The sequence below is a fragment of the Pseudomonas sp. SC11 genome, assembly GCF_047039205.1.
GTDB classification, from domain to species: Bacteria; Pseudomonadota; Gammaproteobacteria; order Pseudomonadales; family Pseudomonadaceae; genus Aquipseudomonas; species Aquipseudomonas boreofloridensis.
In genome coordinates, this window is sequence record NZ_CP178183.1 from 1392824 (window position 1) to 1414720 (window position 21897).

19 protein-coding genes are annotated in these 21897 nt (G+C 64.0%); 9 read left to right on the forward strand and 10 right to left on the reverse strand.

The genetic code is table 11. The features are described from left to right. Positions 1-18: 18 nt before the first annotated feature. The 3 genes from ACK2SD_RS06380 to ACK2SD_RS06390 form a co-directional block, all read right to left on the reverse strand. A complete protein-coding gene (locus ACK2SD_RS06380) occupies positions 19-831 on the reverse strand; it encodes a putative RNA methyltransferase (protein ID WP_039579619.1) in 813 nt (270 codons plus the stop codon). Next, entirely contained in the window at positions 831-1982 is a 1152-nt protein-coding gene (gene dapE / locus ACK2SD_RS06385; RefSeq protein ID WP_412461653.1) for a succinyl-diaminopimelate desuccinylase, read from the reverse strand. The genes ACK2SD_RS06380 and dapE overlap by 1 nt, the downstream gene beginning before the upstream one ends. A 103-nt stretch (positions 1983-2085) precedes the next feature. After that, on the reverse strand, positions 2086-4677 hold the full coding sequence (locus tag ACK2SD_RS06390) for a glycosyltransferase (RefSeq protein WP_412461654.1): 2592 nt from the start codon (positions 4675-4677) through the stop codon (positions 2086-2088). Positions 4678-4912: 235 nt separating this feature from the next. Here ACK2SD_RS06390 and tcdA point away from each other — a divergent pair, with 235 nt between their 5' ends. Further along, positions 4913-5722, forward strand: coding sequence for a tRNA cyclic N6-threonylcarbamoyladenosine(37) synthase TcdA (tcdA, locus tag ACK2SD_RS06395; RefSeq protein ID WP_029614932.1), 810 nt, complete (start codon positions 4913-4915; stop codon positions 5720-5722). Positions 5723-5746: 24 nt separating this feature from the next. Here the strand turns inward: tcdA and ACK2SD_RS06400 are convergent, their stop codons facing one another. The 4 genes from ACK2SD_RS06400 to ACK2SD_RS06415 all read right to left on the reverse strand — a co-directional run bounded on the left by ACK2SD_RS06400 (position 5747) and on the right by ACK2SD_RS06415 (position 8873). Continuing rightward, complete coding sequence (locus ACK2SD_RS06400; RefSeq protein WP_412461655.1) at positions 5747-6157, reverse strand: SufE family protein; 411 nt, start codon at positions 6155-6157, stop codon at positions 5747-5749. Then, positions 6154-7359 carry an aminotransferase class V-fold PLP-dependent enzyme gene (locus ACK2SD_RS06405; protein WP_412461656.1) on the reverse strand — a complete coding sequence of 402 codons (1206 nt, stop codon included), beginning with the start codon at positions 7357-7359 and terminating at the stop codon, positions 6154-6156. Before ACK2SD_RS06405 ends, ACK2SD_RS06400 begins: the two co-directional genes overlap by 4 nt. 96 nt (positions 7360-7455) lie before the next feature. Further along, positions 7456-8490: a 2,3,4,5-tetrahydropyridine-2,6-dicarboxylate N-succinyltransferase gene (gene dapD / locus ACK2SD_RS06410; protein ID WP_039579608.1), complete on the reverse strand. Its 1035-nt coding sequence runs from the start codon at positions 8488-8490 to the stop codon at positions 7456-7458. Between the two features lie 35 nt (positions 8491-8525). Next, positions 8526-8873, reverse strand: a complete 348-nt coding sequence (locus ACK2SD_RS06415) for an ArsC family reductase (protein WP_412461657.1) — start codon at positions 8871-8873, stop codon at positions 8526-8528. Positions 8874-9144: 271 nt separating this feature from the next. Here ACK2SD_RS06415 and ACK2SD_RS06420 point away from each other — a divergent pair, with 271 nt between their 5' ends. Further along, positions 9145-10791: a Na+/H+ antiporter gene (locus tag ACK2SD_RS06420; RefSeq protein WP_039579603.1), complete on the forward strand. Its 1647-nt coding sequence runs from the start codon at positions 9145-9147 to the stop codon at positions 10789-10791. Between the two features lie 9 nt (positions 10792-10800). On the opposite strand, the gene dapC is transcribed toward ACK2SD_RS06420, so the two are convergent. Genes dapC through map form a run of 3 tightly spaced genes read right to left on the reverse strand, consistent with a single transcriptional unit; the run spans position 10801 to position 15527 of the window. After that, the gene (gene dapC / locus ACK2SD_RS06425; protein WP_039579601.1) at positions 10801-12000 is read right to left on the reverse strand and encodes a succinyldiaminopimelate transaminase; all 1200 of its coding nucleotides are present in this window, start codon (positions 11998-12000) and stop codon (positions 10801-10803) included. A 21-nt stretch (positions 12001-12021) separates the two neighbouring features. Then, positions 12022-14721 (reverse strand): [protein-PII] uridylyltransferase, encoded by a 2700-nt coding sequence (locus ACK2SD_RS06430; RefSeq protein ID WP_039579599.1) that lies wholly within the window; start codon positions 14719-14721, stop codon positions 12022-12024. A 23-nt stretch (positions 14722-14744) separates the two neighbouring features. Further along, a complete protein-coding gene (gene map / locus ACK2SD_RS06435; RefSeq protein WP_029613416.1) occupies positions 14745-15527 on the reverse strand; it encodes a type I methionyl aminopeptidase in 783 nt (260 codons plus the stop codon). Between the two features lie 332 nt (positions 15528-15859). Here map and rpsB point away from each other — a divergent pair, with 332 nt between their 5' ends. From rpsB to ispC, 7 genes are all read left to right on the forward strand, one after another. Beyond that, complete coding sequence (gene rpsB / locus ACK2SD_RS06440) at positions 15860-16597, forward strand: 30S ribosomal protein S2 (protein ID WP_039579597.1); 738 nt, start codon at positions 15860-15862, stop codon at positions 16595-16597. Between the two features lie 186 nt (positions 16598-16783). Continuing rightward, entirely contained in the window at positions 16784-17647 is an 864-nt protein-coding gene (tsf, locus tag ACK2SD_RS06445) for a translation elongation factor Ts (protein ID WP_029613418.1), read from the forward strand. A 178-nt stretch (positions 17648-17825) separates the two neighbouring features. After that, entirely contained in the window at positions 17826-18569 is a 744-nt protein-coding gene (gene pyrH / locus ACK2SD_RS06450; protein ID WP_029613419.1) for a UMP kinase, read from the forward strand. Further along, on the forward strand, positions 18566-19123 hold the full coding sequence (frr, locus tag ACK2SD_RS06455) for a ribosome recycling factor (RefSeq protein WP_029613420.1): 558 nt from the start codon (positions 18566-18568) through the stop codon (positions 19121-19123). The genes pyrH and frr overlap by 4 nt, the downstream gene beginning before the upstream one ends. A gap of 15 nt (positions 19124-19138) precedes the next feature. Next, positions 19139-19894: a polyprenyl diphosphate synthase gene (uppS, locus tag ACK2SD_RS06460; RefSeq protein WP_029613421.1), complete on the forward strand. Its 756-nt coding sequence runs from the start codon at positions 19139-19141 to the stop codon at positions 19892-19894. Continuing rightward, positions 19894-20709: a phosphatidate cytidylyltransferase gene (locus ACK2SD_RS06465; protein ID WP_412461658.1), complete on the forward strand. Its 816-nt coding sequence runs from the start codon at positions 19894-19896 to the stop codon at positions 20707-20709. The genes uppS and ACK2SD_RS06465 overlap by 1 nt, the downstream gene beginning before the upstream one ends. Then, complete coding sequence (gene ispC / locus ACK2SD_RS06470) at positions 20706-21896, forward strand: 1-deoxy-D-xylulose-5-phosphate reductoisomerase (protein WP_412461659.1); 1191 nt, start codon at positions 20706-20708, stop codon at positions 21894-21896. Before ACK2SD_RS06465 ends, ispC begins: the two co-directional genes overlap by 4 nt. The last annotated feature ends 1 nt before the right edge of the window (position 21897 follow it).

Genomic DNA, 21897 nt, shown 5'->3' on the forward strand with positions numbered 1-21897 from the left:
TCAGGGCTCCTGGTGTGCTCAGTCTTGGCGCACAAAATAGTCATAACGCATGGATACCGTGACCTCGAGTGGCGCGGGCTGCTCGATCACGCGAGTGCGCTTTTCGGCGCTGGCACGCCAGCCGTGCGGGGTCATGGCCAGCAGGTCGGCACGGGCCTGGGCTTCGGGCAAGGTCAGGGTGAATTCCAGGACCTCGCCGTGGGCGTGCTGCATGCCTGCTGGCACCAGAGCCAGGTGCTTGTCGTCGGCGTAAGGGCGCACTTCATCGTAGAGCAGGCGACGCAGTTCCATCAGGTGGCCGTTGGTCGGCCCCACGCGCATCAGTCCGCCGCCCGGCGCCAGCAGGCGTTTCGCTTCCCGCCAGTCCAAGGGGCTGAAGACGCTGGCGATGAAGTCGCAGCTGGCATCGGCCATGGGCACACGGGCCATGCTGGCGACCATCCAGGTGAGCTGCGGGGCGCGCCGGCACGCACGCTTGACCGCCTCTCGGGAAATGTCCAGGGCATAGCCGTCGGCGGCAGGGAGCGCCTCGGCGATTCGTGCGGTGTAGTAGCCTTCGCCACAGCCGATGTCGAGCCACGCGCCGGGTGTGCGTTCGGCAGCCAGTTGCGCCAGTCGCGCGGCCACCGGCGCGTAGTGGCCGGCGTCGAGGAAATCGCGGCGGGCCTGGACCATGGCCTGGTTGTCGCCCGGGTCACGGCTGTTCTTGTGCTGCACCGGCAGCAGGTTCAGGTAGCCCTGGCGAGCGCGGTCGAAACGGTGGCCGGCCGCACAGGCCACGCCGTTGTCGAGCTGCGCCAGTGGCGCCTGGCAGAGGGGGCAGGCCAGCATCAGGCGAGCAACCGCACCAGGGTCTGGTAGTAGATTTCCGTCAACAGGTCCAGGTCACTGGCCAGGATGCGCTCGTCCACTTGGTGGATGGTGGCGTTGACCGGCCCCAGCTCGACCACCTGGGTGCCCAGGGTGGCGATGAAACGGCCATCGGAGGTGCCGCCGCTGGTCGAAGGCTGGGTGTCACGGCCGGTGACGGCCTTGATGCTCGACGACACCGCATCGAGCAAGTCGCCCGGCTCGGTGAGAAACGGCAGGCCCGAGAGTGCCCAGTCGATCGACCAGTCCAACTGGTGCTTGTCGAGGATCGCCGCCACGCGCTGCTGCAGGCCTTCTACGGTCGACTCGGTGGAGAAGCGGAAGTTGAACAGCGCGGTCAGTTCGCCCGGCACCACATTGGTAGCGCCGGTGCCGGCATTGAGGTTGGAGATCTGGAAGCTGGTCGGCGGGAAAAAGGCATTGCCCTGGTCCCAATGCTCGGCCGCCAGCTCGGCCAGCGCGGGCGCCGCCAGGTGGATCGGGTTGCGCGCCAGATGTGGATAGGCAACGTGGCCCTGTTTGCCGCGCACGGTGAGGTGCGCACCGAGCGAGCCGCGCCGGCCGTTCTTCACCACATCGCCAAGCAGGGACGTGCTCGAGGGTTCGCCGACGATGCACCAGTCCAAACGCTGCTGGCGTGCCTTGAGGCGCTCGACCACAGCCTTGGTGCCATGATGCGCGGGCCCTTCTTCGTCGCTGGTGATCAGGAACGTGACCTGGCCGCGGTGGTCGGGATAGTCGCGCACGAAGCGTTCGCTGGCGACCACCATCGAGGCCAGGCTGCCCTTCATGTCGGCGGCGCCGCGGCCGCAGAGCATGCCGTCGGCATCGATCAGCGCGTCGAAGGGCTCATGCTGCCATTGCTGCACGGGGCCTGTGGGCACCACGTCGGTGTGACCGGCGAAGCACAGCACCGGACCGTCCTGCTGGCCGTGACTGGCCCAGAAGTTGTCGACATCTTCGATGCGCATCGGCTCGAGCTGGAAGCCGACCGCGCCTAGGCGATTCATCATCTGGGTCTGACAGTCGGCATCGACCGGCGTCACCGAGGGGCGGCGGATCAGGTCGCAGGCCAGTTGAAGGGTAGGCGAGAGCTCGGCTGGGGCCGTCATGGAGAACTCCGGGGGCAAGGCAAGGCGAAAAATCTGGGGGCGTTATCTTATATCAAACGGGCCGGCGCAGGGGACGCGATGCACCCCTGCGCTGCACAGGGCCTCAAGCCTGCTGCGGCTCGACCGCGGTGTGCGCCGGTTTGGGCAGCGAGGACAGGAAGGCCATTATCAAGGCCGCCAGGTACGGCAGCGACTGCACCACCAGCATCGCCACCCAGAAGCGCATGTCGGAACTGGGCAGGCCTTGCACCAGGCAGATGCCGGCCGCCGCACTCCACAGCAAGAGCATGATGAACAGCTCTTCGCGGGCTTCGGAGATGGCCACCAGCAGACCATGGCTGTCGGCATTCTTTGGTGTGCGGAAGAACGGCATGCTGCTGGTGAAGAAGCCGTAGAGTACCGCCTTGGCGATGGTGTGCGACAGCGCCAGGCCTGCCAGGGCGGCAGCGAAGGCATCGCGCAGGTCCACCCCCACCGCGCGGCGGTAGAGGAAGATGATCTTGCCGACCTTGAAGAAGAACAGCGCCAGCGGCGGGATGGCGAAAATCATCAGCGGCGGATCGACGCGGTGCGGCACGATGATCATCGCCGCCGACCACAGCAGCGCCCCGACGGTGAAGAAGATGTTCATGCCATCGGCCACCCAGGGCAGCCAGCCAGCGAGGAAATGGTAGCGCTGGCCACGGGTCAGTTCGCTGCCCTTGCCGCGCAGCAGGGCGCCGGCATGATGCTTGATGATCTGGATGGCGCCATAGGCCCAGCGGAAGCGTTGTTTCTTGAAATCGATGAAGGTGTCGGGCATCAAGCCCTTGCCGTAGCTGTTGTGGGCATAGGCGGCCGACAAGCCTTTCTCGAACACCCGCAGGCCGAGTTCGGCGTCTTCGCAGATGCACCATTCGGCCCAGCCCAGTTCCTCCAGCACACTACGCCGGGTCATGGTCATGGTGCCGTGCTGGATGATCGCGTCACGGTCGTTGCGAGTGACCATGCCGATGTGGAAGAAGCCCTTGTATTCGCTGTAGCACAGCTTCTTGAAAGCGCTTTCGTGTTGGTCGCGGTAGTCCTGGGGGGATTGCACCACGGCGATCTTCGGATCGGCGAAGTGCGGCACCATGTGCTTGAGCCAGTTGCGATCCACGCAGTAGTCCGAGTCGATCACCGCGATCACTTCCGCATCCTTGGCCGTGTGCGGGATCAGGTAGTTCAGTGCACCGCCCTTGAAGCCGGCCAGCGGCGCGACGTGGAAGAAGCGGAAGCGCTCACCGAGCTTTTCGCAGTGGGCCTTGAGCGGCTCCCACACCGCAGGGTCCTTGGTGTTGTTGTCGATCACCAGCACTTCGTAGTCTGGGTAGTCGAGGGCGGCGAGGGCGTCGAGGGTCTGCTTGACCATCTCCGGTGGCTCGTTGTAGCAGGGCACGTGCACCGACACCTTGGGGCGGTAGGCGGTGTCGCCCTGTACTGGCAGGAATTCTCTTCGTCGTTTGTGAGTCCAGACCGCTTCGGCCAGCTCATGGGCCTCGGTGAGCAGCACGATGAACACGCCGATGGCGCCCAGGGCCAGTAACACGCCGACTGTCAGGCTGAACCAGGTGCTGTATTGCTGGCTGTAGTCATAGGCGATCCACACCAGCACCGAGCCGCACAGGAAGGTGATGAAGGTGAGGAACGTGCGACCGCGCTGACGCAACGCCGAGCCGTCGATCAGCAGCACGGCCAGGGCGATCATCGCCAGCACCACCGAGGCTACCGCCAAGGCGCGCCATTGCGGGATGGCCACCACCGGCCCCTCGAAGTTGAATTTCTGCTGGCGCTCGGCGTTGAACACGCCCCAGTAGGCGCCGACCGAGCCTTCGTCGCTGGCTTTCCAGGGCTGGTCGTAGGCTTCGATCACGAAGTAGTTGAAGCCGCGGCGGTTCAGGGTGTTGACCAAGGTTCGCAGGTAGATCGCCTGATCCGCCTGGGTGGCATCGGCGCCGCCACGCATGCGGCCGTTGCTCGGCCAGCCCACTTCCGACAGCAGCAGGGGCTTGCGGGGGAACTGATGACGCAGGTCGCGGGCGCGGTCCAGGACGAACTGCACCGAGTCGCTCATCGGCACGAACTCCCAGTACGGCAGGATGTGCGCGGCGATCAGGTCGACATGCTTGGCCAGCTCAGGGTGCGCCTTCCAGATATGCCACTGTTCGCTGGTCGTCACGGGCACCTTCACCGCCGCGCGCACGCGGTCCAGGTACTGGATCAGCGCCTCGGGGGTGATCTCTTCGCGGAACAGCGCTTCGTTGCCTACCACCACCCGCACCACGCTGCGCGAGCTGTTGGCCAAGCCGATGGCTTTCTCGATCTCGCGTTCGTTGCGCTCCAGGTCGGTGCTGATCCAGATGCCCAGGGTCACGCGCAGGCCCAGTTCTTCGGCCAGGTGCGGAATCTCGGCCTGGGTACCCTCGACGGTATAGATACGGATGTTGTCGGTGAACTTGCTCAGTTGCTCCAGGTCCTGGCGCATCTCGTCTTCACTGGGGTATTGGCCCTTCTGCGGGCTCTCCCCGAGGCGGAAGGGTGAATAGGAGAAACCAGAGATCTGTTCCGGCCAGGCCGGCGCCGATACCGGGCGATTGATCAGCGCCCAGAAGCCGGTGAACAGCGCGGCGATGGCCAGGACGATCACCAGGTTGAGACCGAATTTGCGTGATGACATAAGTGCGTGAGCTTCCAGGCAAGGTGCAGGCAAGAGCCAGGGCGAATCCAGGTTCGAGTGTGGGCGGTGCAGAAACAGCCCCGAGCCGGCCACAGCCGACTTACGATTGGACATTAAAGCAGGATTGACAGGCTCTTTCCTAATGCTGGGCTGTCGGGGACGCATCGCGTCGACAAGACCTGGCTGACGGGCGCGCATGGCCTATAATGCGCCCCGGTTTTTTCGGGGTAGCAGCATGAGCACAGAAGATCCACGCTTCGCCGGCGTCGCCCGGCTGTATGGCGACGAAGGGCTGCAGCGCCTGCGCCAGGCCCACGTGGCCGTGGTCGGCATAGGCGGCGTCGGCTCCTGGGCGGCGGAGGCGCTGGCGCGCAGTGGCGTCGGCGAAATCAGCCTGTTCGACCTGGACGACGTCTGCGTCAGCAACACCAACCGTCAGGCCCATGCCCTGGAGGGCCAGGTGGGTCGGCCGAAGGTCGAGGTCATGGCCGAGCGTCTGCGCGCCATCGATCCGGCTTGTACGGTGCATGCGGTGGCTGACTTCGTCACCCGAGAGACCCTGCTCGAACACATCACCGAAGACCTGGACTGCGTGATCGACTGCATCGACAGCGTGCAGGCCAAGGCGGCGCTGATCGCCTGGTGCCGGCGGCGCAAGATTGCCATCGTCACCACCGGTGGTGCAGGCGGGCAGATCGATCCGACGCAGATCCAGATCGGCGACCTCAACAAGACCTTCAACGACCCCCTGGCTTCGCGGGTGCGTTCCACCCTGCGCCGCGACTACAACTTTTCGCGCAATGTCAGCCGCAACTATGGCGTGCCCTGCGTGTTCTCCAGCGAGCAACTGCGTTACCCCAAGGGCGATGGCAGCGTGTGCCTGCAAAAGAGCTTCGTCGGCGACGGCGTGCGCCTGAACTGTGCCGGCGGCTTCGGCGCGGTGATGATGGTGACCGCAACCTTCGCCATGGTGGCGGTCAGCAAGGCCGTGGAAAAGCTGGTGGCCGGTGCTCGACGGCCGTCGGAGCGGACCAAGCCCGACTGACCGTTGCGGTGCGCGTAGTGCGCCTCAGGCGTGGGCGCTCAGTTCGGCCATGCGCTGCAACACGGCATGCAGCCCGTTGCTGCGCGAGGGCGACAGTTGGCGTTCCAGGCCCAGTTGGGTGAACCACGCGCGCAGGTCCACGTCGGCCAGCGCGTGGTTGCCAAGGCCTTGTACGCGCGCCAGCAGCAAGGCCAGCAGGCCGCGCAACAGGCGGGCGTCGCTGCTGGCCTTGAATTGCCAGCGGTCGTCGACGCGCTCGGCCACCAGCCACACCCGGCTTTCGCAGCCATGCACGCGGTTGGCCTCGACCTTGTGCTCATCGTCCAAGGGTTGCAGCCGATCGCCCCACTGCATCAGCAGCCTGGCACGCTGCTCCCAGCCTTGGCTGCGGGTGAACGTTTCGAGTGCCTCATGGGCCTGTTGCGGCAGACTCATCGCAGCAACTCCAGGCCTTGATCGAGGGCGTCGAAGAAGCGCTGCAGGTCGTCGCTGTCGTTGTACAGCGCCAGTGACACCCGAATCGCCCCTTCCAGTCCCATGCTTTTCAACAGCGGCATGGCGCAGTGATGCCCGGCACGCACGGCGATACCTTGTTCGGTGAGCAGGTGGGCGATATCGGCGTTATGCACGCCCTCCACGACGAAACTCGCCAGGGCGACCTGCGGGCTGGCCAGCAGGCGGACACCGTCGCGTTCGGTCAGGCCGCGCAGCAGGTGCCGGTGCAGCAGGCCTTCATGGGCGGCCACTGCGGCGGGGTCGAGAGCGCAAAGGTAATCGAGGGACGCGCCCAGCCCGATCACCCCGGCGATCGGTGGGGTGCCGGCTTCGAAGCCCAGTGGCGCCGGGCGGAAACTGGCCTGGTCGTAGTCGGCCACCTGAACCATCTCACCGCCGAATTGCCAATGACGTACTTGGCGCAAGGCCTCGGTGCGGCCGTAGAGCACGCCGACGCCATCGGGGCCATAGAGCTTGTGGCTCGAGAATACGTAGAAATCGCAGCCCAGTTGCTGGACGTCGTGACGGCCGTGGACCACCCCTTGAGCGCCGTCGACCACGCTCAACGCACCTTGGGCGCGGGCATGGGCCAGCAGGGCCGGCAGCGGTTGCCAGGTACCGAGTACGTTGGACAACTGGCTGACCGCGAGCAGGCGGGTGCGCGGGCCGATCAGTTGCAGTGCCTGGTTCAGGTCGATCTGGCCTTGGGCGTCCAGCGGCAGGACCACCAAACGCAGGTTGCGACGCTGCGCCAGTTGCTGCCAGGGCAGCAGGTTGGCGTGGTGTTCCAGTGCACTGACGGCGATTTCGTCACCCGGCTGCAGGCCATGCTCCAGACCGTAGGCCAGCAGATTGAGCGCGGAGGTGGCGCCGTGGGTGAAGATGATCTGCCCGGCATCGCCCGTATTGAGCCAGGCAGCGACCTTGGCCCGACTGGACTCGAACGCCTGGGTCGCCAGGGCGCCGGGCAGGTGTTGGGCACGATGAACGTTGGCGGCGCCCTGGCTGTAGTAGTGGCTCATGGCGTCGAGCAGCGCCTGGGGCTTTTGCGTGGTGGCAGCGCTGTCCAGGTAGGTCTGGTGCTGGCGTTGCAGGGCGGCGATGGCGGGAAAATCGGCACGCCAGGGGGAGGGCTGGAACATGAGTGCGGGGCCTGGAATGAAAATCGGGTCTGACAGCAATTGCCAGACCCGATCTTAGCACTTCGAACCGCTGGGGGTGGGCGCGCGGCCTGCCACTCAGTTGTGTGCGTGCAGTGCCTCGTTCAGCTCGATCGCCGATTTGTGGGTTTTGCACTCCACGGCGCCGTTGAGCGAGTTGCGGCGGAACAGCAGGTCGGTTTGCCCAGCCAGGTCACGGGCCTTGACCACCTTGACCAGCTCGTTGTGTTCATCCAGCAGGTTCACTTTGGTGCCTGCGGTGATGTACAGACCGGCTTCGACGGTGTTGCGGTCGCCCAGCGGGATACCGATGCCGGCGTTGGCGCCGATCAGGCAGCCTTCGCCGACCTTGATGACGATGTTGCCGCCGCCGGAGAGGGTGCCCATGGTCGAGCAGCCGCCGCCCAGGTCCGAGCCCTTGCCGACGAACACACCGGCCGACACGCGGCCTTCGATCATGCCTGGGCCTTCGGTGCCGGCGTTAAAGTTGACGAAGCCTTCGTGCATGATGGTGGTGCCTTCGCCAATGTAGGCGCCCAGGCGCACGCGGGCGGTGTCGGCGATGCGCACGCCGCTCGGCACCACGTAGTCGGTCATCTTCGGGAACTTGTCTACCGAGATGACTTCCAGCAGTTCGCCTTTCAGGCGTGCTTCGAGTTGCTGCTCGGCCAGTTCGCTCAGGTCGATGGCGCCCAGGTTGGTCCAGGCGACGTTCGGCAGCAGCGGGAAGATGCCGGCCAGGGAAACGCCATGCGGCTTGACCAGGCGATGCGACAGCAGGTGCAGCTTGAGGTACGCCTCGGGGGTGGAGGTGAGCGCGGCGTCTTCGGCGATCAGCGTCGCCACCAGCGGCTTGTGGCTTTCGGCCAGGCGGGTCAGCAGTGCATGCTGGTTGGCGTCCACGCTTTTTACGGCGTCAGCCAGTTGCGCGGCCTGGGCCGGGCTGAAGGCGATGGCCTGGTTGCCACCCTCGTAGCCGAGGATCGGGCTGATGGCGGCGACCAGTTCGGCGCTCGGTGCGACCAATGGCTGTGCGTAGAAGACTTCCAGCCAGGTGCCCTGGCGGTTCTGGGTGCCGACACCGAAGGCCAGGCTGAACAAAGTGGTGGACATGCAATTACCTCGTACGAAAAGGGTATGGAGCGAATTCAGGTGAGGGCTGCTGCGTACTGGTCCGGCTTGAAGCCGACCAGCGTGCGCTCGCCCAGATCGAACACCGGACGCTTGATCATCGACGGTTGCGCCAGCATCAGCTGGACGGCCTTGGCCTGATCCAGATCGGCCTTGCTGGCGTCGTCGAGTTTGCGGAAGGTGGTGCCAGCGCGGTTGAGCACGACCTGCCAGCCATGCTCGTCGCACCAGCGCTCGAGGCTGTCACGGTCGATGCCTTGGGTCTTGTAGTCGTGGAAGGCGTAGTCGATGGCCTGTTCGTCAAGCCAGGTACGGGCCTTCTTCATGGTGTCGCAGGCTTTGATGCCGTAGAGAGTGTATGCCATTGAATGCCTGGGCCGTCGGCGCTGGCCGAGCCGACCCTATACTCCTCGAAGAATGGGTGGGGGCGATTATGCGGGATCGATGCCGAGGGCGCCACGGCTGGCTGCCCTGTGCTTTGGAACCCTTTATGTCATGTCCGGTCGAGTAGCAGGGTCCAGAGCGCGCCATGCGCCTGCGACCATCGTTCAGCGGCAGCGCTGGCCACGAGCCGGTAACATCGGCCATGGCCGATCCGTTGGTCAGTTCTTCACCCCGCAGTCAGGAAACCTTGCGATGCAGTCAGCCTATACCGTCCTCATCCTGCTGATGCTGGTGAGCGTTTCCAAGTTGCTCGGGCGCCTGTTGCCGCTGCCGCTGCCGTTGGTGCAGATCGGCGCCGGAGCGCTGCTGGCCTGGCCGACCCTGGGCCTGCATGTGGCCCTCGATCCCGAGCTGTTCCTGTTTCTGTTCCTGCCCCCGCTGCTGTTCGCCGACGGCTGGCGCATGCCCAAGCGCGAGCTGTGGCGCCTGCGCGGGCCGGTGGTGGGGCTGGCGGTCGGGCTGGTGCTGTTCACCGTAGTGGGCGCGGGCTACTTCATTCACTGGATCCTGCCGAGCATTCCCTTGCCTGTGGCCTTCGCCCTGGCCGCCGTGCTGTCGCCCACCGACGCCGTGGCCGTCTCGGCGATCACCCAGGACCGTCTGCCCAAGCCGCTGATGCACATGCTCCAGGGCGAGGCCTTGATGAACGACGCTTCGGGCCTGGTGACCTTCAAGTTCGCCCTGGCGGCGGCCATCACCGGCGTGTTCTCCCTGGCTGACGCCAGCCTGAGCTTCGTCCTGGTGGCCATCGGCGGGCTGGCGGCGGGCGTTGCGCTGAGCTGGCTGGTGGGGCGCTTGCGCGCCTGGATGATCGCCCGTGGCTGGGACGATCCGGCGACCCACGTGGTGTTCATGCTGCTGTTGCCCTTCGCGGCCTATGTGCTGGCCGAGCGCCTGGGCGTGTCGGGTATTCTGTCGGCGGTGGCGGCGGGCATGATGCAGAGCTGGCTCGACCTGCTGCCGCGCCAGACCAGTACACGCCTGCTCAACCGCAGTGTCTGGTCGCTGCTGGAATTCGCCTTCAATGGCTTGATCTTCCTGCTGCTGGGCTTGCAACTGCCGGACATCATCAAGGCGGTCGTCAGCCACGAAACGTCGCTGTGGCCAACCTTGGCCTGGCGTTGCCTGGACGTGGTGGCGATCTTCGTGGCGCTGGTGCTGCTGCGTTACATCTGGGTGCAGAGCGTCTGGCGCGCCATCGGCGCGGTGCGGCGCTGGCGTGGCAAGCCGGCCTTGGTGATGGTGCCCAGTGCACGCTCCTGCTGGCTGTTGACCCTCGGCGGCGTGCGCGGTGCGGTGACCCTGGCCGGTGTCATGTCGGTGCCGCTGCTGATCAGTGCCGGCCAGCCTTTCCCCGAGCGCGACCTGCTGATCTTCATTGCCGCCGGCGTGATCTTGCTGTCGCTGGTCAGTGCCTGCATCGCGCTGCCGCTGCTGTTGCGCGGTGTCACGCTGAGCCCCGACGAGCGCCTGCATGAGGAGGTGAAGGAGGCGTGGCGACGCACCGCCGAGGCCGCGGTGCATGCGCTGGAGGCCGAGGATGTGGTGGACGCCGGTGCCGAGCAGGACGCGGCCCTGGCCACCCAGGCCGTCGAGCTCAAGGCACGGCTGATGGCCGAGTACCGCGACCAGTTGAAAAGCTACAGTGACACGGCCGAAGCCCGCGCCCTGGCCGAGCAGATGGACCTGCTGGAGCGCCGCCTGCGCCTGCGCGCGTTGCGCGCTCAGCGCCTGGAGCTTTACAGCCTGCATCGCCAGCACCTGGTCGGCGATGAAGTGGTGCGTCAGGTGCTGGGCGAGCTGGACATGAGTGAGGCGAATCTGGGAACGGTGCGCTAGCGCAGCATTTCAGCCGCGAGCCTGGAGAAACGCGCGGATCCGCTGCGCCGCCTCGATGCACTCGGCCAGCGGTGCCACCAGCGCCATGCGCACGCGCCCGGCTCCAGGATTGACGCCGTCCACGTCACGGGACAGATAGGAGCCCGGCACTACGGTCACGTGCTCGGCCTGGAACAGGTCGCGGGTGAAGTCGGCATCGCAGCCCGGCACCTTGGCCCACAGGTAGAAGCTGCCATCGGGGCGCTGCACATCCATCACCGGCTGCAGAATCTGCAGCACCGCTTCGTACTTGGCGCGGTACTGGTCGCGGTTGGCACGCACATGGGCTTCGTCCTGCCAGGCGGCGATGCTGGCCAGTTGGGTCTGCACCGGCATGGCGCAGCCATGGTAGGTCCGGTACAGCAGGAAGGGCTTGATGATCTCGGCGTCGCCCGCCACGAAGCCTGAGCGCAGCCCTGGCAGGTTGGAGCGCTTGGACAGGCTGTGGAACACCACGCAACGCTTGAAATCGTTGCGACCCAACTCCGCGCAGGCGCTGAGCAGACCCGGTGGCGGCGCCTCTTCGTCGAAGTACAGCTCGCTGTAGCATTCGTCGGCGGCGATCACGAAGTCATGCTCGTCGGCCAGCGCGATCAACTGCTTGAGGGTGTCCATCGGCACCAGTGCGCCGGTCGGGTTGCCCGGCGAGCACAGGAACAGGATCTGGCAACGCTGCCACACCTCGGCTGGCACGGCGCCGAAGTCCGGGTTGAACCCGTTGCTTTCCAGGCACGGCAAGTAGTGCGGGGTGGCTCCGGCCAGCAACGCTGCGCCTTCGTAGATCTGATAGAAGGGGTTGGGGCTGACCACCAGGCCGTCGTCAGCCCGGTTCACCACCGCCTGGGTGAAGGCGAACAGTGCTTCGCGGGTGCCGTTGACCGGCAGGATGTGCCGCTCGGCGTCGAGCCAGCCAGCCGGTACGCCGAAGCGCCGCTCGCACCATTGGCCGATGGCCTGGCGTAGGGCGGGCAGGCCCAGGGTGCTGGGGTAGACCGCGAGCTTGTCAAGGTTGTCGGCCAGGGCCTTGGCGACGAACGCCGGGGATTCGTGCTTCGGCTCACCGATCGACAGGGCGATGGCGCGTTTGTCCGCCGCAGGCTTCACGCTGCCCAGCAGGGCGCGCAGCTTTTCGAAGGGGTAGGGCTGAAGCTGGGTCAAGGCATGGTTCATCGGCGCAAGGTCTCGTAATCGTCAGAAGGTCACGCGGGTGGCGCTGCTATCGTGGGTCTGGCCGGCCTGCAACTGCTGGACGATGGCTTCCTGCAGGCGGCTGCACAGGTGCGGGTCGGACAAAGGCTGGTTGTCGGCGTCGGTGATGAAGAACACGTCTTCCACGCGCTCGCCGAGTGTGGCGATCTTGGCGTTCTGCAGCGACAGGTCGAACTCCAGGAAGATTCGCCCCAGGCGCGCCAGCAGACCGGGGCGGTCCGGGGCGATGATCTCGAGGATGGTCACCGGCCGCTGGGCGTCGTTGTGGATGGTCACCTGCGGAGCGAAGTTGAAGTGCTTGAGCTGGCGCGGCACGCGACGCTGGATGATGGTCGGATAGTCCTCGGGGTTGCGCAGGGCTTCGGTCAGCCCTTCGCGGATCTGCTTGACCCGCTGCGGGTTGTCGCCGATCGAGCCGCCGTCATTGTCGAGCACGATGTAGGTATCGAGGGTGAACTGGCTGCTGGAGGTGATGATGCGCGCATCGTGGATGTTCAGGTTGAGCTGGGCCATCGCTGCCACGGTCACGGCGAAGAAATCATGCTGGTCGGGGGCGTAGATGAAGATCTGCGTGCCCCCTTCGAATTCGCGCTGGGTGGTTTCCTTGATCAGCACCAACGGGCCACCGTCGGCCGGCTGCTGCAGGATCGCATCGCTGTGCCAGGCCACATCGGCGGCGGTGTGCTTGAGGAAGTAGTCATCGCCCAGTTGCGACCAGAGCTGTTCCACGTCATCCGGGTCGGTGCCCTCGCGAATCAGGATGTCCAGCGCGGCGCTCTGGGTTTGCCGGATCTGCTCTTCGCGGTCCAGCGGGTTTTCCAGGCCTCGGCGCAGCGCCCGCTTGGTCTCGGTGTAGAGCTGGCGCAGCAGGCTGGCGCGCCAGGAGTTCCACAGGCTCGGGTTGGTGGCGTTGATGTCGGCCACGGTGAGCACGTAGAGGTAGTCCAGGCGCGTTTCGTCGCCCACGTGCAAGGCGAAATCGTGGATGACCTGAGGGTCGGAGAGGTCCTTGCGCTGGGCGGTGGTGGACATCACCAGGTGGTTCTGCACCAGCCAGACGATCAGTCTGGAGTCCCACGCCGGCAACTGGTGGCGTTCGCAGAAGGCTTGGGCGTCGACGGCGCCAAGCTCGGAGTGATCGCCCTGACGGCCCTTGCCGATGTCGTGGTAGAGGCCTGCCAGGTAGATCAGCTCAGGCTTGGGCAGGCGCCCCATGAGCTTGCTGGCCAGCGGGAATTTCTCCGACACCGGGGTGTACTGCAGCTTGCGCAGATGCTTGATCAGGTTGAGCGTGTGCGCATCGACCGTATAGATGTGGAACAGGTCGTGCTGCATCTGCCCGACGATCAGGCCGAACTCCGGCAGGTAGCGGCCAAGGATGCCGTAGCGGTTCATGCGGCGCAGGTTGCGGTGGATGCCGATCTCGCACTTGAACAGCTCGATGAACAGGCTGGTGTTGCGGATGTCGTGGCGGAACTTGTCGTCGATCAGATGACGATGCTCGCGCAGCAAGCGCACGGTATCGGCGCGAACGCCTTTTATTTCCGGGTGCTGGGCCATCAGCACGAACACTTCGAGCATGGCGAAGGGCGTGCGCTTGAACACGTTGGGGCTGACCGCTTCTATATAGCCATCGTGCACGCGAAAGCGCGCATTGAGCGGCTGAGTGCTACCGCTGTCATCGGCCAGGATCACTTCCTCGAAGTGCTGGATGATCAGGTCGCACAGCTGGCTGATGCTCATCACCACCCGGTAGTACTGCTGCATGAACTGCTCGATGGCGCGCTTGGGGTTGTCGTCGCCATAGCCGAGCAGCGTGGCGATGCTGCGCTGGTGGTCGAACAGCAGGCGATCCTCGGCGCGCCCGGCGAGCATGTGCAAGGCATAGCGCACGCGCCAGAGAAAGGCCTGGGAGGAGGCCAGCAGTTCGTTCTCGCTTTCCAGCAGGAAGCCTTCGCCGGCCAGGGCGTTGAGGTTGAGCGTGCCGTATTGACGGCGCGCGACCCAGAGCACGGTCTGGATATCGCGCAGACCGCCGGGCGAGCCTTTGACGTTGGGCTCGAGGTTGTATTCGGTGTCGTTGTACTTGTGGTGCCGGGCCTGAAGTTCGGCGCGCTTGGCCAGGAAGAACGCCTTGCTCGGCCACATGTGCGCTGTACTGGTGACTTCCAGCATGCGCTGACGGAGGGATTCAGGGCCGGCCACGGTGCGACTTTCCATCAGGTTGGTGATCACCGTCAGGTCCGCTTGCGCCTGTTCGGCGCATTCCTCGACCGTGCGAACGCTCTGTCCGACTTCCAGGCCGATGTCCCACAGCAGAGTCAGGAAGCGCTCGATAGCATCGCGGTACTGTTCGTGCTCGGCACAGTCGAGCAGGATCAGCAGGTCGATGTCCGACCAGGGGTGCAGTTCGCCGCGGCCATAGCCGCCCACCGCCACCAGGGCGATGCCGTTCAGGTTGCCCCAGTCGAACTGATTCCAGGCCTGCTGCAGGATGTTGTCGACGAACCAGGCGCGATCCTCGATCAGTTGGCGAATCTCGGCGCCTTCGCGAAAGCGCCTGTCGAACACCTCGCCGGCCTGGCGCAAGGCTTTCTTGAAGGCGGGGATGGGGCTTGCCTTGAGCGCCAGCTCCGCCTGGAACTGGCCGCGATCGAACAACTCGGGATCCACCTGGGGCATCGGGTCGCCTTCCTGAATTGAATTTACGCCGAGGTTCGGGCGATGGTGTCGTCTTTGCGCAGGGTGAAGATTTCGTAGCCTGTGGCGGTCACCACGAGGGTGTGCTCCCACTGTGCCGAGAGCTTGTGGTCCTTGGTCACCGCCGTCCAGCCGTCGCCCAGCACCTTGGTGTCGGCTTTGCCCTGGTTGATCATCGGCTCGATGGTGAAGGTCATGCCTTCCTTGAGTTCCATGCCCGTGCCGGCCTTGCCGTAGTGCACGATCTGCGGCTCTTCATGGAACACTCGGCCAATGCCGTGACCGCAGAACTCGCGCACCACGGAGAAGCCGTTCTTTTCCGCATGCTTCTGGATCACTTCGCCGATGTCGCCCAGGCGGCAGCCTGGCTTGACCAGTTCAATGGCTTTGTACAGGCATTCCTGGGTGACCTTGGACAGCCGCTCGGCCCATGGCGCGACGCTGCCGACATGGAACATGCGGCTGGTGTCGCCGTGGAAGCCGTCTTTGATCACGGTCACGTCGATGTTCAGCGTATCGCCGTTCTTAAGCGGCTTGTCGTTGGGAATGCCGTGGCAGACGACATGGTTGATCGAGGTGCAGATCGACTTGGGAAAGCCCTTGTAGTCGAGCGGAGCGGGGATCGCTTGCTGGACATCGACGATGTAGTCGTGGCAGAGGCGATTGAGTTCCTCGGTGGTCACACCGGGCTTGACGTGCTCTTCGATCATCTCCAGAACTTCGGCGGCCAGGCGGCCGGCGATGCGCATCTTCTCGATGTCTTCTGCGGTTTTGATGGTAACGGTCATGACAGGCTCTCTACGGCGCCGAGCGGCGCCCAACAAAACGGGAAAACCGGCATTCTATCAGAGCCGCCAGCGCCACGCGGCAGCGATAAGCTGCAAGCCGCAAGCAGGTGAGTCATCCTCCGCCGCTTCGTCTTGCAGCTTGCAGCTTGTAGCTCGCGGCTCTTTCTACCCGTGGGAGTCTGTGGTATAACATGCGCCGCTTTCGGGGGTGTCCCCGTCAGCTCTAACCCACACACGTGTCGACACGATGGCCTGGGTGCCCGGGATCTTAGGAACCGTGGGTTGGTCATTGGGATACGTGGAGGCCCAACCCGACTTATCAAGGAACTATCATGTCCCAAGTCAACATGCGCGATATGCTGAAGGCCGGTGTGCACTTCGGCCACCAGACCCGTTACTGGAATCCGAAAATGGGCAAGTACATTTTCGGCGCGCGCAACAAGATCCACATCATCAACCTGGAAAAAACCCTGCCGATGTTCAACGACGCACTGTCGTTCGTCGAGCGCCTGGCCCAGGGCAAGAACAAAATCCTGTTCGTCGGCACCAAGCGTTCGGCCGGCAAACTGGTCGCCGAGCAAGCAGCACGCTGCGGTTCGCCGTATGTCGACCACCGCTGGTTGGGCGGCATGCTGACCAACTACAAAACCATCCGTGCTTCGATCAAGCGTCTGCGCGACCTGGAAACCCAGGCCGACGATGGCACCTTCGCCAAGCTGACCAAGAAAGAAGCCCTGATGCGTTCGCGTGATCTGGAAAAACTGGATCGCAGCCTGGGCGGCATCAAGGACATGGGCGGTCTGCCTGACGCACTGTTCGTCATCGACGTTGATCACGAGCGCATCGCGATCACCGAAGCCAACAAGCTGGGCATCCCGGTCATCGGCGTCGTCGATACCAACAGCAGCCCGGAAGGCGTCGACTACATCATTCCAGGTAACGATGACGCCATTCGCGCTATCGAGCTGTACATGACTTCGATGGCTGACGCTGTCATCCGCGGCCGCAACAACGTTGCTGGCGGCACCGAAGTCTACGCTGAAGAAGCGGCGGCACCAGCGGCCGAGTAATTGACGCCCAGCGTCTACTTGGTACGCGAAAAGGGGGCTTGGCCCCCTTTTTGCCACCTGAAATCCTCCTGTCAGCCGACGGGCGCATCATGTGCCGGGCAGGTGTGAAGACAGTGGATTTGCAGATTTAGAACGCCCGTGATGCACGGGTGGAATGGTTGAAAAACTTTCCAAGAGGATTTTGAAATGGCAGCAATTACTGCAGCGCTGGTCAAAGAACTGCGCGAGCGTACCGGCGAAGGCATGATGGATTGCAAGAAGGCCCTGGAAAAGGCCGGCGGCGACATCGAAAAAGCCATTGACGACATGCGTGCCTCGGGCGCCATCAAGGCCGCCAAGAAAGCCGGCAACGTCGCCGCTGAAGGCGCCATCGCAGTCAAGACCGACGGTAAATCCGCCGTTCTGCTGGAAGTGAACTCGCAGACCGACTTCCTGGCCCTGCAAGACGACTTCAAGCACTTCGTCGCCGAAAGCCTGGAAGAGGCCTTCGCTCAAAAGCTGACCGACGCTGCTCCGCTGATCGCTTCGCGTGAGGCTGCTCGTGAGGCCCTGGTTGCCAAGTGTGGCGAAAACGTCAACATCCGTCGCCTGGTGCGCGTTGAAGGTGACGTTGTCGGTGCTTACCTGCACGGCAACAAGATCGGCGCTGTCGTCGTTCTGAAAGGCGGTGACGTTGAGCTGGCGAAGAACATTGCCATGCACGTTGCAGCCTCGAACCCCGAGTTCCTGGATTCGTCGGAAATCTCCGCCGAGGCCATCGAGCGCGAGAAGGGTGTCTTCCTGCAACTCAACGCCGACAAGATCGCCGGCAAGCCGGAAAACATCGTCGAGAACATGATCAACGGCCGTATCACCAAGTTCAAGGCAGAAGCCTCGCTGAAAGAGCAGGCGTTCGTCATGAACCCGGAAGTCAAGGTCGGTGATCTGGCCAAGAAAGCCGGCGCCGAAATCGTTTCCTTCACCTACTTCAAAGTCGGCGAAGGCATCGAGAAGCCGGTCGACAACTTCGCTGAAGAAGTTGCCGCCCAGGTCGCTGCCGCCAAGCAGTAAGACAGCCCCGTCTGTCGCCCCGAAGAGGCTGCCCGCTCACGCGCGCAGCCTCTTTGTCAAAGCGGCCGCGGTTTATCAGGCCGCTGTTCGCTGACGCATACGCTGCGTCACGTTAGAGTTACGCGTAGGCTGATACAGCCCGCCAGATTTTTTACAAACGCCGCAGGAGAGATTCGCAATGGCTCAGCAGGGTAGTGGTCATCAGGCTCGCTATAAACGCATTCTACTCAAACTTAGCGGCGAGGCCCTGATGGGCTCGGAAGAGTTCGGGATCGACCCCAAGGTCCTGGATCGCATGGCGCTGGAAGTCGGCCAGCTGGTCGGCATCGGCGTTCAAGTCGGCCTGGTGATCGGTGGCGGCAACCTGTTCCGTGGTGCAGCCCTCAGTGCTGCCGGCATGGACCGAGTGACTGGCGACCATATGGGCATGCTGGCTACCGTGATGAACGCTCTGGCCATGCGCGATGCCTTGGAGCGGGCGAACATCACCGCCGTCGTCATGTCGGCGATTTCCATGGTGGGCGTGACCGATCATTATGATCGTCGCAAGGCCATGCGCCACTTGAACGCCAAGGAAGTGGTGATCTTCGCCGCCGGCACCGGCAACCCCTTCTTCACCACCGACTCCGCCGCTTGCCTGCGCGCCATCGAAATCGATGCCGACGTGGTATTGAAGGCAACCAAGGTGGATGGCGTATACACTGCAGACCCATTCAAAGACCCGCATGCCGAGAAGTTCGATCATCTGTCTTACGATGAAGTGCTGGATCGCAAGCTGGGCGTGATGGACCTGACGGCAATCTGCCTTTGCCGTGATCACAAGATGCCGCTGCGTGTCTTCAATATGAACAAGCCCGGCGCCCTGCTGAATATCGTGCATGGTGGTGCTGAAGGAACTCTGATCGAGGAAGTTCAAAAATGATCAACGAAATCAAGAAAGACGCTCAGGAGCGGATGAAGAAGTCGCTGGAGTCGCTGGCCCATGCCTTTGGCCAGATCCGTACTGGCAAGGCGCATCCAAGCGTACTCGGTAGCGTGATGGTGCCCTACTATGGCACCGACACCCCGCTGACCGGCGTGGCGAACGTGACCGTCAAGGACAACCAGACGCTGCAAGTGGTGCCTTTCGAGCGCAACATGCTGGCCGCAATCGACAAGGCTATCGGCAGTGCCGGTCTGAACCTCAACCCGACCAACCTGGGCGAGCTGCTGCTGGTCAAGATGGCGCCACTGACCGAAGAGACCCGCAAGGGCTTCACCAAGCAGGCCCGAGCGGCCGCTGAAGATGCCCGTGTGGCAGTGCGTAACATTCGCCGTGACGCGCTAGGCGACCTGAAGAAGCTGTCCAAGGACAAGGCAATCAGCGAGGACGAAGAGCGTCGCGCCAGCGCCGACATCGACAAGCTGATCAAGGATTTCGAGGCGCAGATCGCCAAGGCTACGGAAGACAAGGAAAAGGACCTGATGGCCGTCTGAGGCCGGGGTTTTTTCATGGATAAGACCAAGCTGGCGGCACCGTCTGTGGTGCCGCGTCATGTCGCGATCATCATGGACGGCAATAACCGCTGGGCGAAGAAGCGCCTGTTGCCCGGTGTTGCCGGGCACAAGGCGGGCGTCGATGCGGTACGTGCGGTGATCGAGGTCTGTGCCGAGGCGAAGGTCGAAGTGCTTACGCTCTTCGCCTTCTCCAGCGAGAACTGGCAACGTCCGGCCGATGAAGTGGGTGCGTTGATGGAGCTGTTCTTTTCGGCCTTGCGCCGCGAAGCCAAGCGCCTGAACGACAACAACATCAGCCTGCGCATCATCGGCGATCGTTCGCGTTTTCATCCGGAATTGCAGGCGGCAATGCGCGAAGCCGAGGCGCTGACAGCCGGCAATGACCGCTTCATTCTTCAGGTCGCGGCCAACTATGGCGGGCAGTGGGATATCGCCCAGGCGGCTCAACGTCTCGCACGCGAAGTGCAGGCTGGCCACCTGAGGGCCGATGACATTACCCCTGAGTTGTTGCAGACCTGCCTGGCGACCGGCGATTTGCCGCTGCCCGACCTGTGCATCCGCACCGGTGGCGAGCACCGCATCAGCAATTTCCTCCTTTGGCAGTTGGCGTACGCCGAACTGTATTTCTCCGACCTCTACTGGCCGGACTTCAAACACGAGGCCATGCGCACTGCGCTGGCCGATTTCGCTTCGCGCCAGCGCCGCTTCGGTAAGACCAGCGAGCAGGTCGAAGCTGGAGCCCGTGCTTAATGCTTAAACAACGCATCATTACCGCGCTGATCCTGTTGCCGGTCGCGCTGGGCGGATTCTTCCTGCTCGGCGGCGCCGACTTCGCGCTGTTCATCGGTTTCGTGGTCACCGTCGGCGCCTGGGAATGGGCACGTTTGGCCGGGCTGAACGCCCAGCCGCTGCGCCTGGCCTACGCTGCCGTGGTCGCCGGAGCGCTGATGCTGCTCTACCTCATGCCCGACCTGGCGCCCTGGGTGCTGGGCGCTTCGGTGATCTGGTGGGGGTTGGCGACCTGGCTGGTGCTGACCTATCCACGCAGCAGCGAACTGTGGGGCAGTGCCGCCTGCCGGCTGCTGATCGGCCTGCTGGTGCTGCTGCCGGCCTGGCAAGGCTTGGTGCTGCTCAAGCACTGGCCGCTGGGTAACGGCTTGATCCTGTCGGTGATGGTGCTGGTCTGGGCGGCGGATATTGGCGCTTATTTCTCCGGGCGTGCCTTCGGCAAGCGCAAGCTGGCGCCGCAGGTGAGTCCTGGCAAGAGCTGGGAAGGTGTCTACGGCGGCATGGCGGTGAGCCTGCTGATTACGCTGGTGGTCGGTCTGGTGCGCGACTGGGGCATAGGACAGATTCTGCTCGGCCTGGTCGGCGCGCTGATCGTGGTCATGTCGTCGGTGGTTGGGGATCTGACTGAAAGCATGTTCAAGCGCCGCGAAGGCATCAAGGACAGCAGTAATCTACTGCCTGGGCATGGCGGCGTGCTCGACCGTATCGACAGCCTGACAGCGGCGATTCCCATGTTCGCCGTGCTGCTCTGGGCGGCCGAATGGGGTGTGATGTGAGCCAAGTGCAGCGCATCACCGTGCTCGGGGCGACCGGTTCGATCGGCCTGAGCACCCTGGACGTGATCGCCCGTCATCCCGAGCGCTATCAAGTGTTCGCCTTGACTGGCTACTCGCGTCTGGACGAGTTGCTGGCGCTCTGCCTGAGACACCGTCCAGCCTATGCGGTCGTGCCCGATGCCCGTTCAGCGTCTCGCCTGCGTGACGGGCTGGCGGCGGCAGGTTGCGACTGCGAAGTGCTGGAAGGGGAGGCTGGGCTCTGTCAGGTCGCCTGCGCCAGCGAAGTGGACGCGGTAATGGCCGCCATCGTCGGTGCAGCGGGATTGCGTCCCACCCTGGCAGCCGTGCGCGCCGGCAAGAAGGTGTTACTGGCCAACAAGGAAGCGCTGGTGATGTCCGGCGCGCTGTTCATGCAAGCGGTGCGCGACAGCGGCGCCGTGCTGCTACCCATCGACAGCGAGCACAACGCAATTTTTCAGTGCCTGCCTGGGGATTACTCCCGAGGTCTGGCGCAGGTGGGGGTGCGTCGCATCCTGCTGACGGCGTCCGGCGGGCCCTTCCGCGAAACCTCGGCGGCCGCGTTGATGGATGTCACGCCCGAGCAGGCTTGTGCTCATCCCAATTGGTCGATGGGGCGCAAGATTTCCGTCGATTCGGCCAGCATGATGAACAAGGGACTCGAGCTGATCGAGGCGTGCTGGCTGTTCGATGCCGCCCCTTCGATTGTGGAAGTGGTGGTGCATCCGCAAAGCGTCATTCATTCGCTGGTCGACTACGTCGACGGCTCGGTACTGGCGCAGTTGGGCAATCCTGACATGCGTACCCCGATCGCCAATGCGCTGGCTTGGCCGCAGCGAATCGATTCGGGTGTCGCGCCGCTGGACCTGTTCGCGATAGCGCGCCTGGATTTCCAGGCGCCCGACGAGCAGCGCTTCCCGTGTTTGCGACTGGCGCGTGCGGCAGCCGAAGCCGGCAATAGCGCTCCGGCCGTGCTCAATGCGGCCAACGAAGTGGCGGTGGAGGCATTCCTCCAGGGGCGTATCCGCTTCCCGGAAATCGCGAGTATGATCGAGCAGGTCCTCGAGCAGGAGCCGGTCGTCGCGCTGGCTTCGCTGGAGGCTGTGTTCGCCGCCGACCAGCGTGCCCGGGAGCATGCCCAGGCATGGTTGAGGCGCCACGGTCGCTGAC

What these genes read in the sequence shown, in the direction of transcription:
- ACK2SD_RS06380 (WP_039579619.1), bottom strand. Translation starts at nt 831, where the DNA reads ATGCTGGCCTGCCCCCTCTGCCAGGCGCCACTGGCGCAGCTCGACAAC.
- dapE (WP_412461653.1), bottom strand. Translation starts at nt 1,982, where the DNA reads ATGACGGCCCCAGCCGAGCTCTCGCCTACCCTTCAACTGGCCTGCGAC.
- ACK2SD_RS06390 (WP_412461654.1), bottom strand. Translation starts at nt 4,677, where the DNA reads ATGTCATCACGCAAATTCGGTCTCAACCTGGTGATCGTCCTGGCCATC.
- tcdA (WP_029614932.1), top strand. Translation starts at nt 4,913, where the DNA reads ATGAGCACAGAAGATCCACGCTTCGCCGGCGTCGCCCGGCTGTATGGC.
- ACK2SD_RS06400 (WP_412461655.1), bottom strand. Translation starts at nt 6,157, where the DNA reads ATGAGTCTGCCGCAACAGGCCCATGAGGCACTCGAAACGTTCACCCGC.
- ACK2SD_RS06405 (WP_412461656.1), bottom strand. Translation starts at nt 7,359, where the DNA reads ATGTTCCAGCCCTCCCCCTGGCGTGCCGATTTTCCCGCCATCGCCGCC.
- dapD (WP_039579608.1), bottom strand. Translation starts at nt 8,490, where the DNA reads ATGTCCACCACTTTGTTCAGCCTGGCCTTCGGTGTCGGCACCCAGAAC.
- ACK2SD_RS06415 (WP_412461657.1), bottom strand. Translation starts at nt 8,873, where the DNA reads ATGGCATACACTCTCTACGGCATCAAAGCCTGCGACACCATGAAGAAG.
- ACK2SD_RS06420 (WP_039579603.1), top strand. Translation starts at nt 9,145, where the DNA reads ATGCAGTCAGCCTATACCGTCCTCATCCTGCTGATGCTGGTGAGCGTT.
- dapC (WP_039579601.1), bottom strand. Translation starts at nt 12,000, where the DNA reads ATGAACCATGCCTTGACCCAGCTTCAGCCCTACCCCTTCGAAAAGCTG.
- ACK2SD_RS06430 (WP_039579599.1), bottom strand. Translation starts at nt 14,721, where the DNA reads ATGCCCCAGGTGGATCCCGAGTTGTTCGATCGCGGCCAGTTCCAGGCG.
- map (WP_029613416.1), bottom strand. Translation starts at nt 15,527, where the DNA reads ATGACCGTTACCATCAAAACCGCAGAAGACATCGAGAAGATGCGCATC.
- rpsB (WP_039579597.1), top strand. Translation starts at nt 15,860, where the DNA reads ATGTCCCAAGTCAACATGCGCGATATGCTGAAGGCCGGTGTGCACTTC.
- tsf (WP_029613418.1), top strand. Translation starts at nt 16,784, where the DNA reads ATGGCAGCAATTACTGCAGCGCTGGTCAAAGAACTGCGCGAGCGTACC.
- pyrH (WP_029613419.1), top strand. Translation starts at nt 17,826, where the DNA reads ATGGCTCAGCAGGGTAGTGGTCATCAGGCTCGCTATAAACGCATTCTA.
- frr (WP_029613420.1), top strand. Translation starts at nt 18,566, where the DNA reads ATGATCAACGAAATCAAGAAAGACGCTCAGGAGCGGATGAAGAAGTCG.
- uppS (WP_029613421.1), top strand. Translation starts at nt 19,139, where the DNA reads ATGGATAAGACCAAGCTGGCGGCACCGTCTGTGGTGCCGCGTCATGTC.
- ACK2SD_RS06465 (WP_412461658.1), top strand. Translation starts at nt 19,894, where the DNA reads ATGCTTAAACAACGCATCATTACCGCGCTGATCCTGTTGCCGGTCGCG.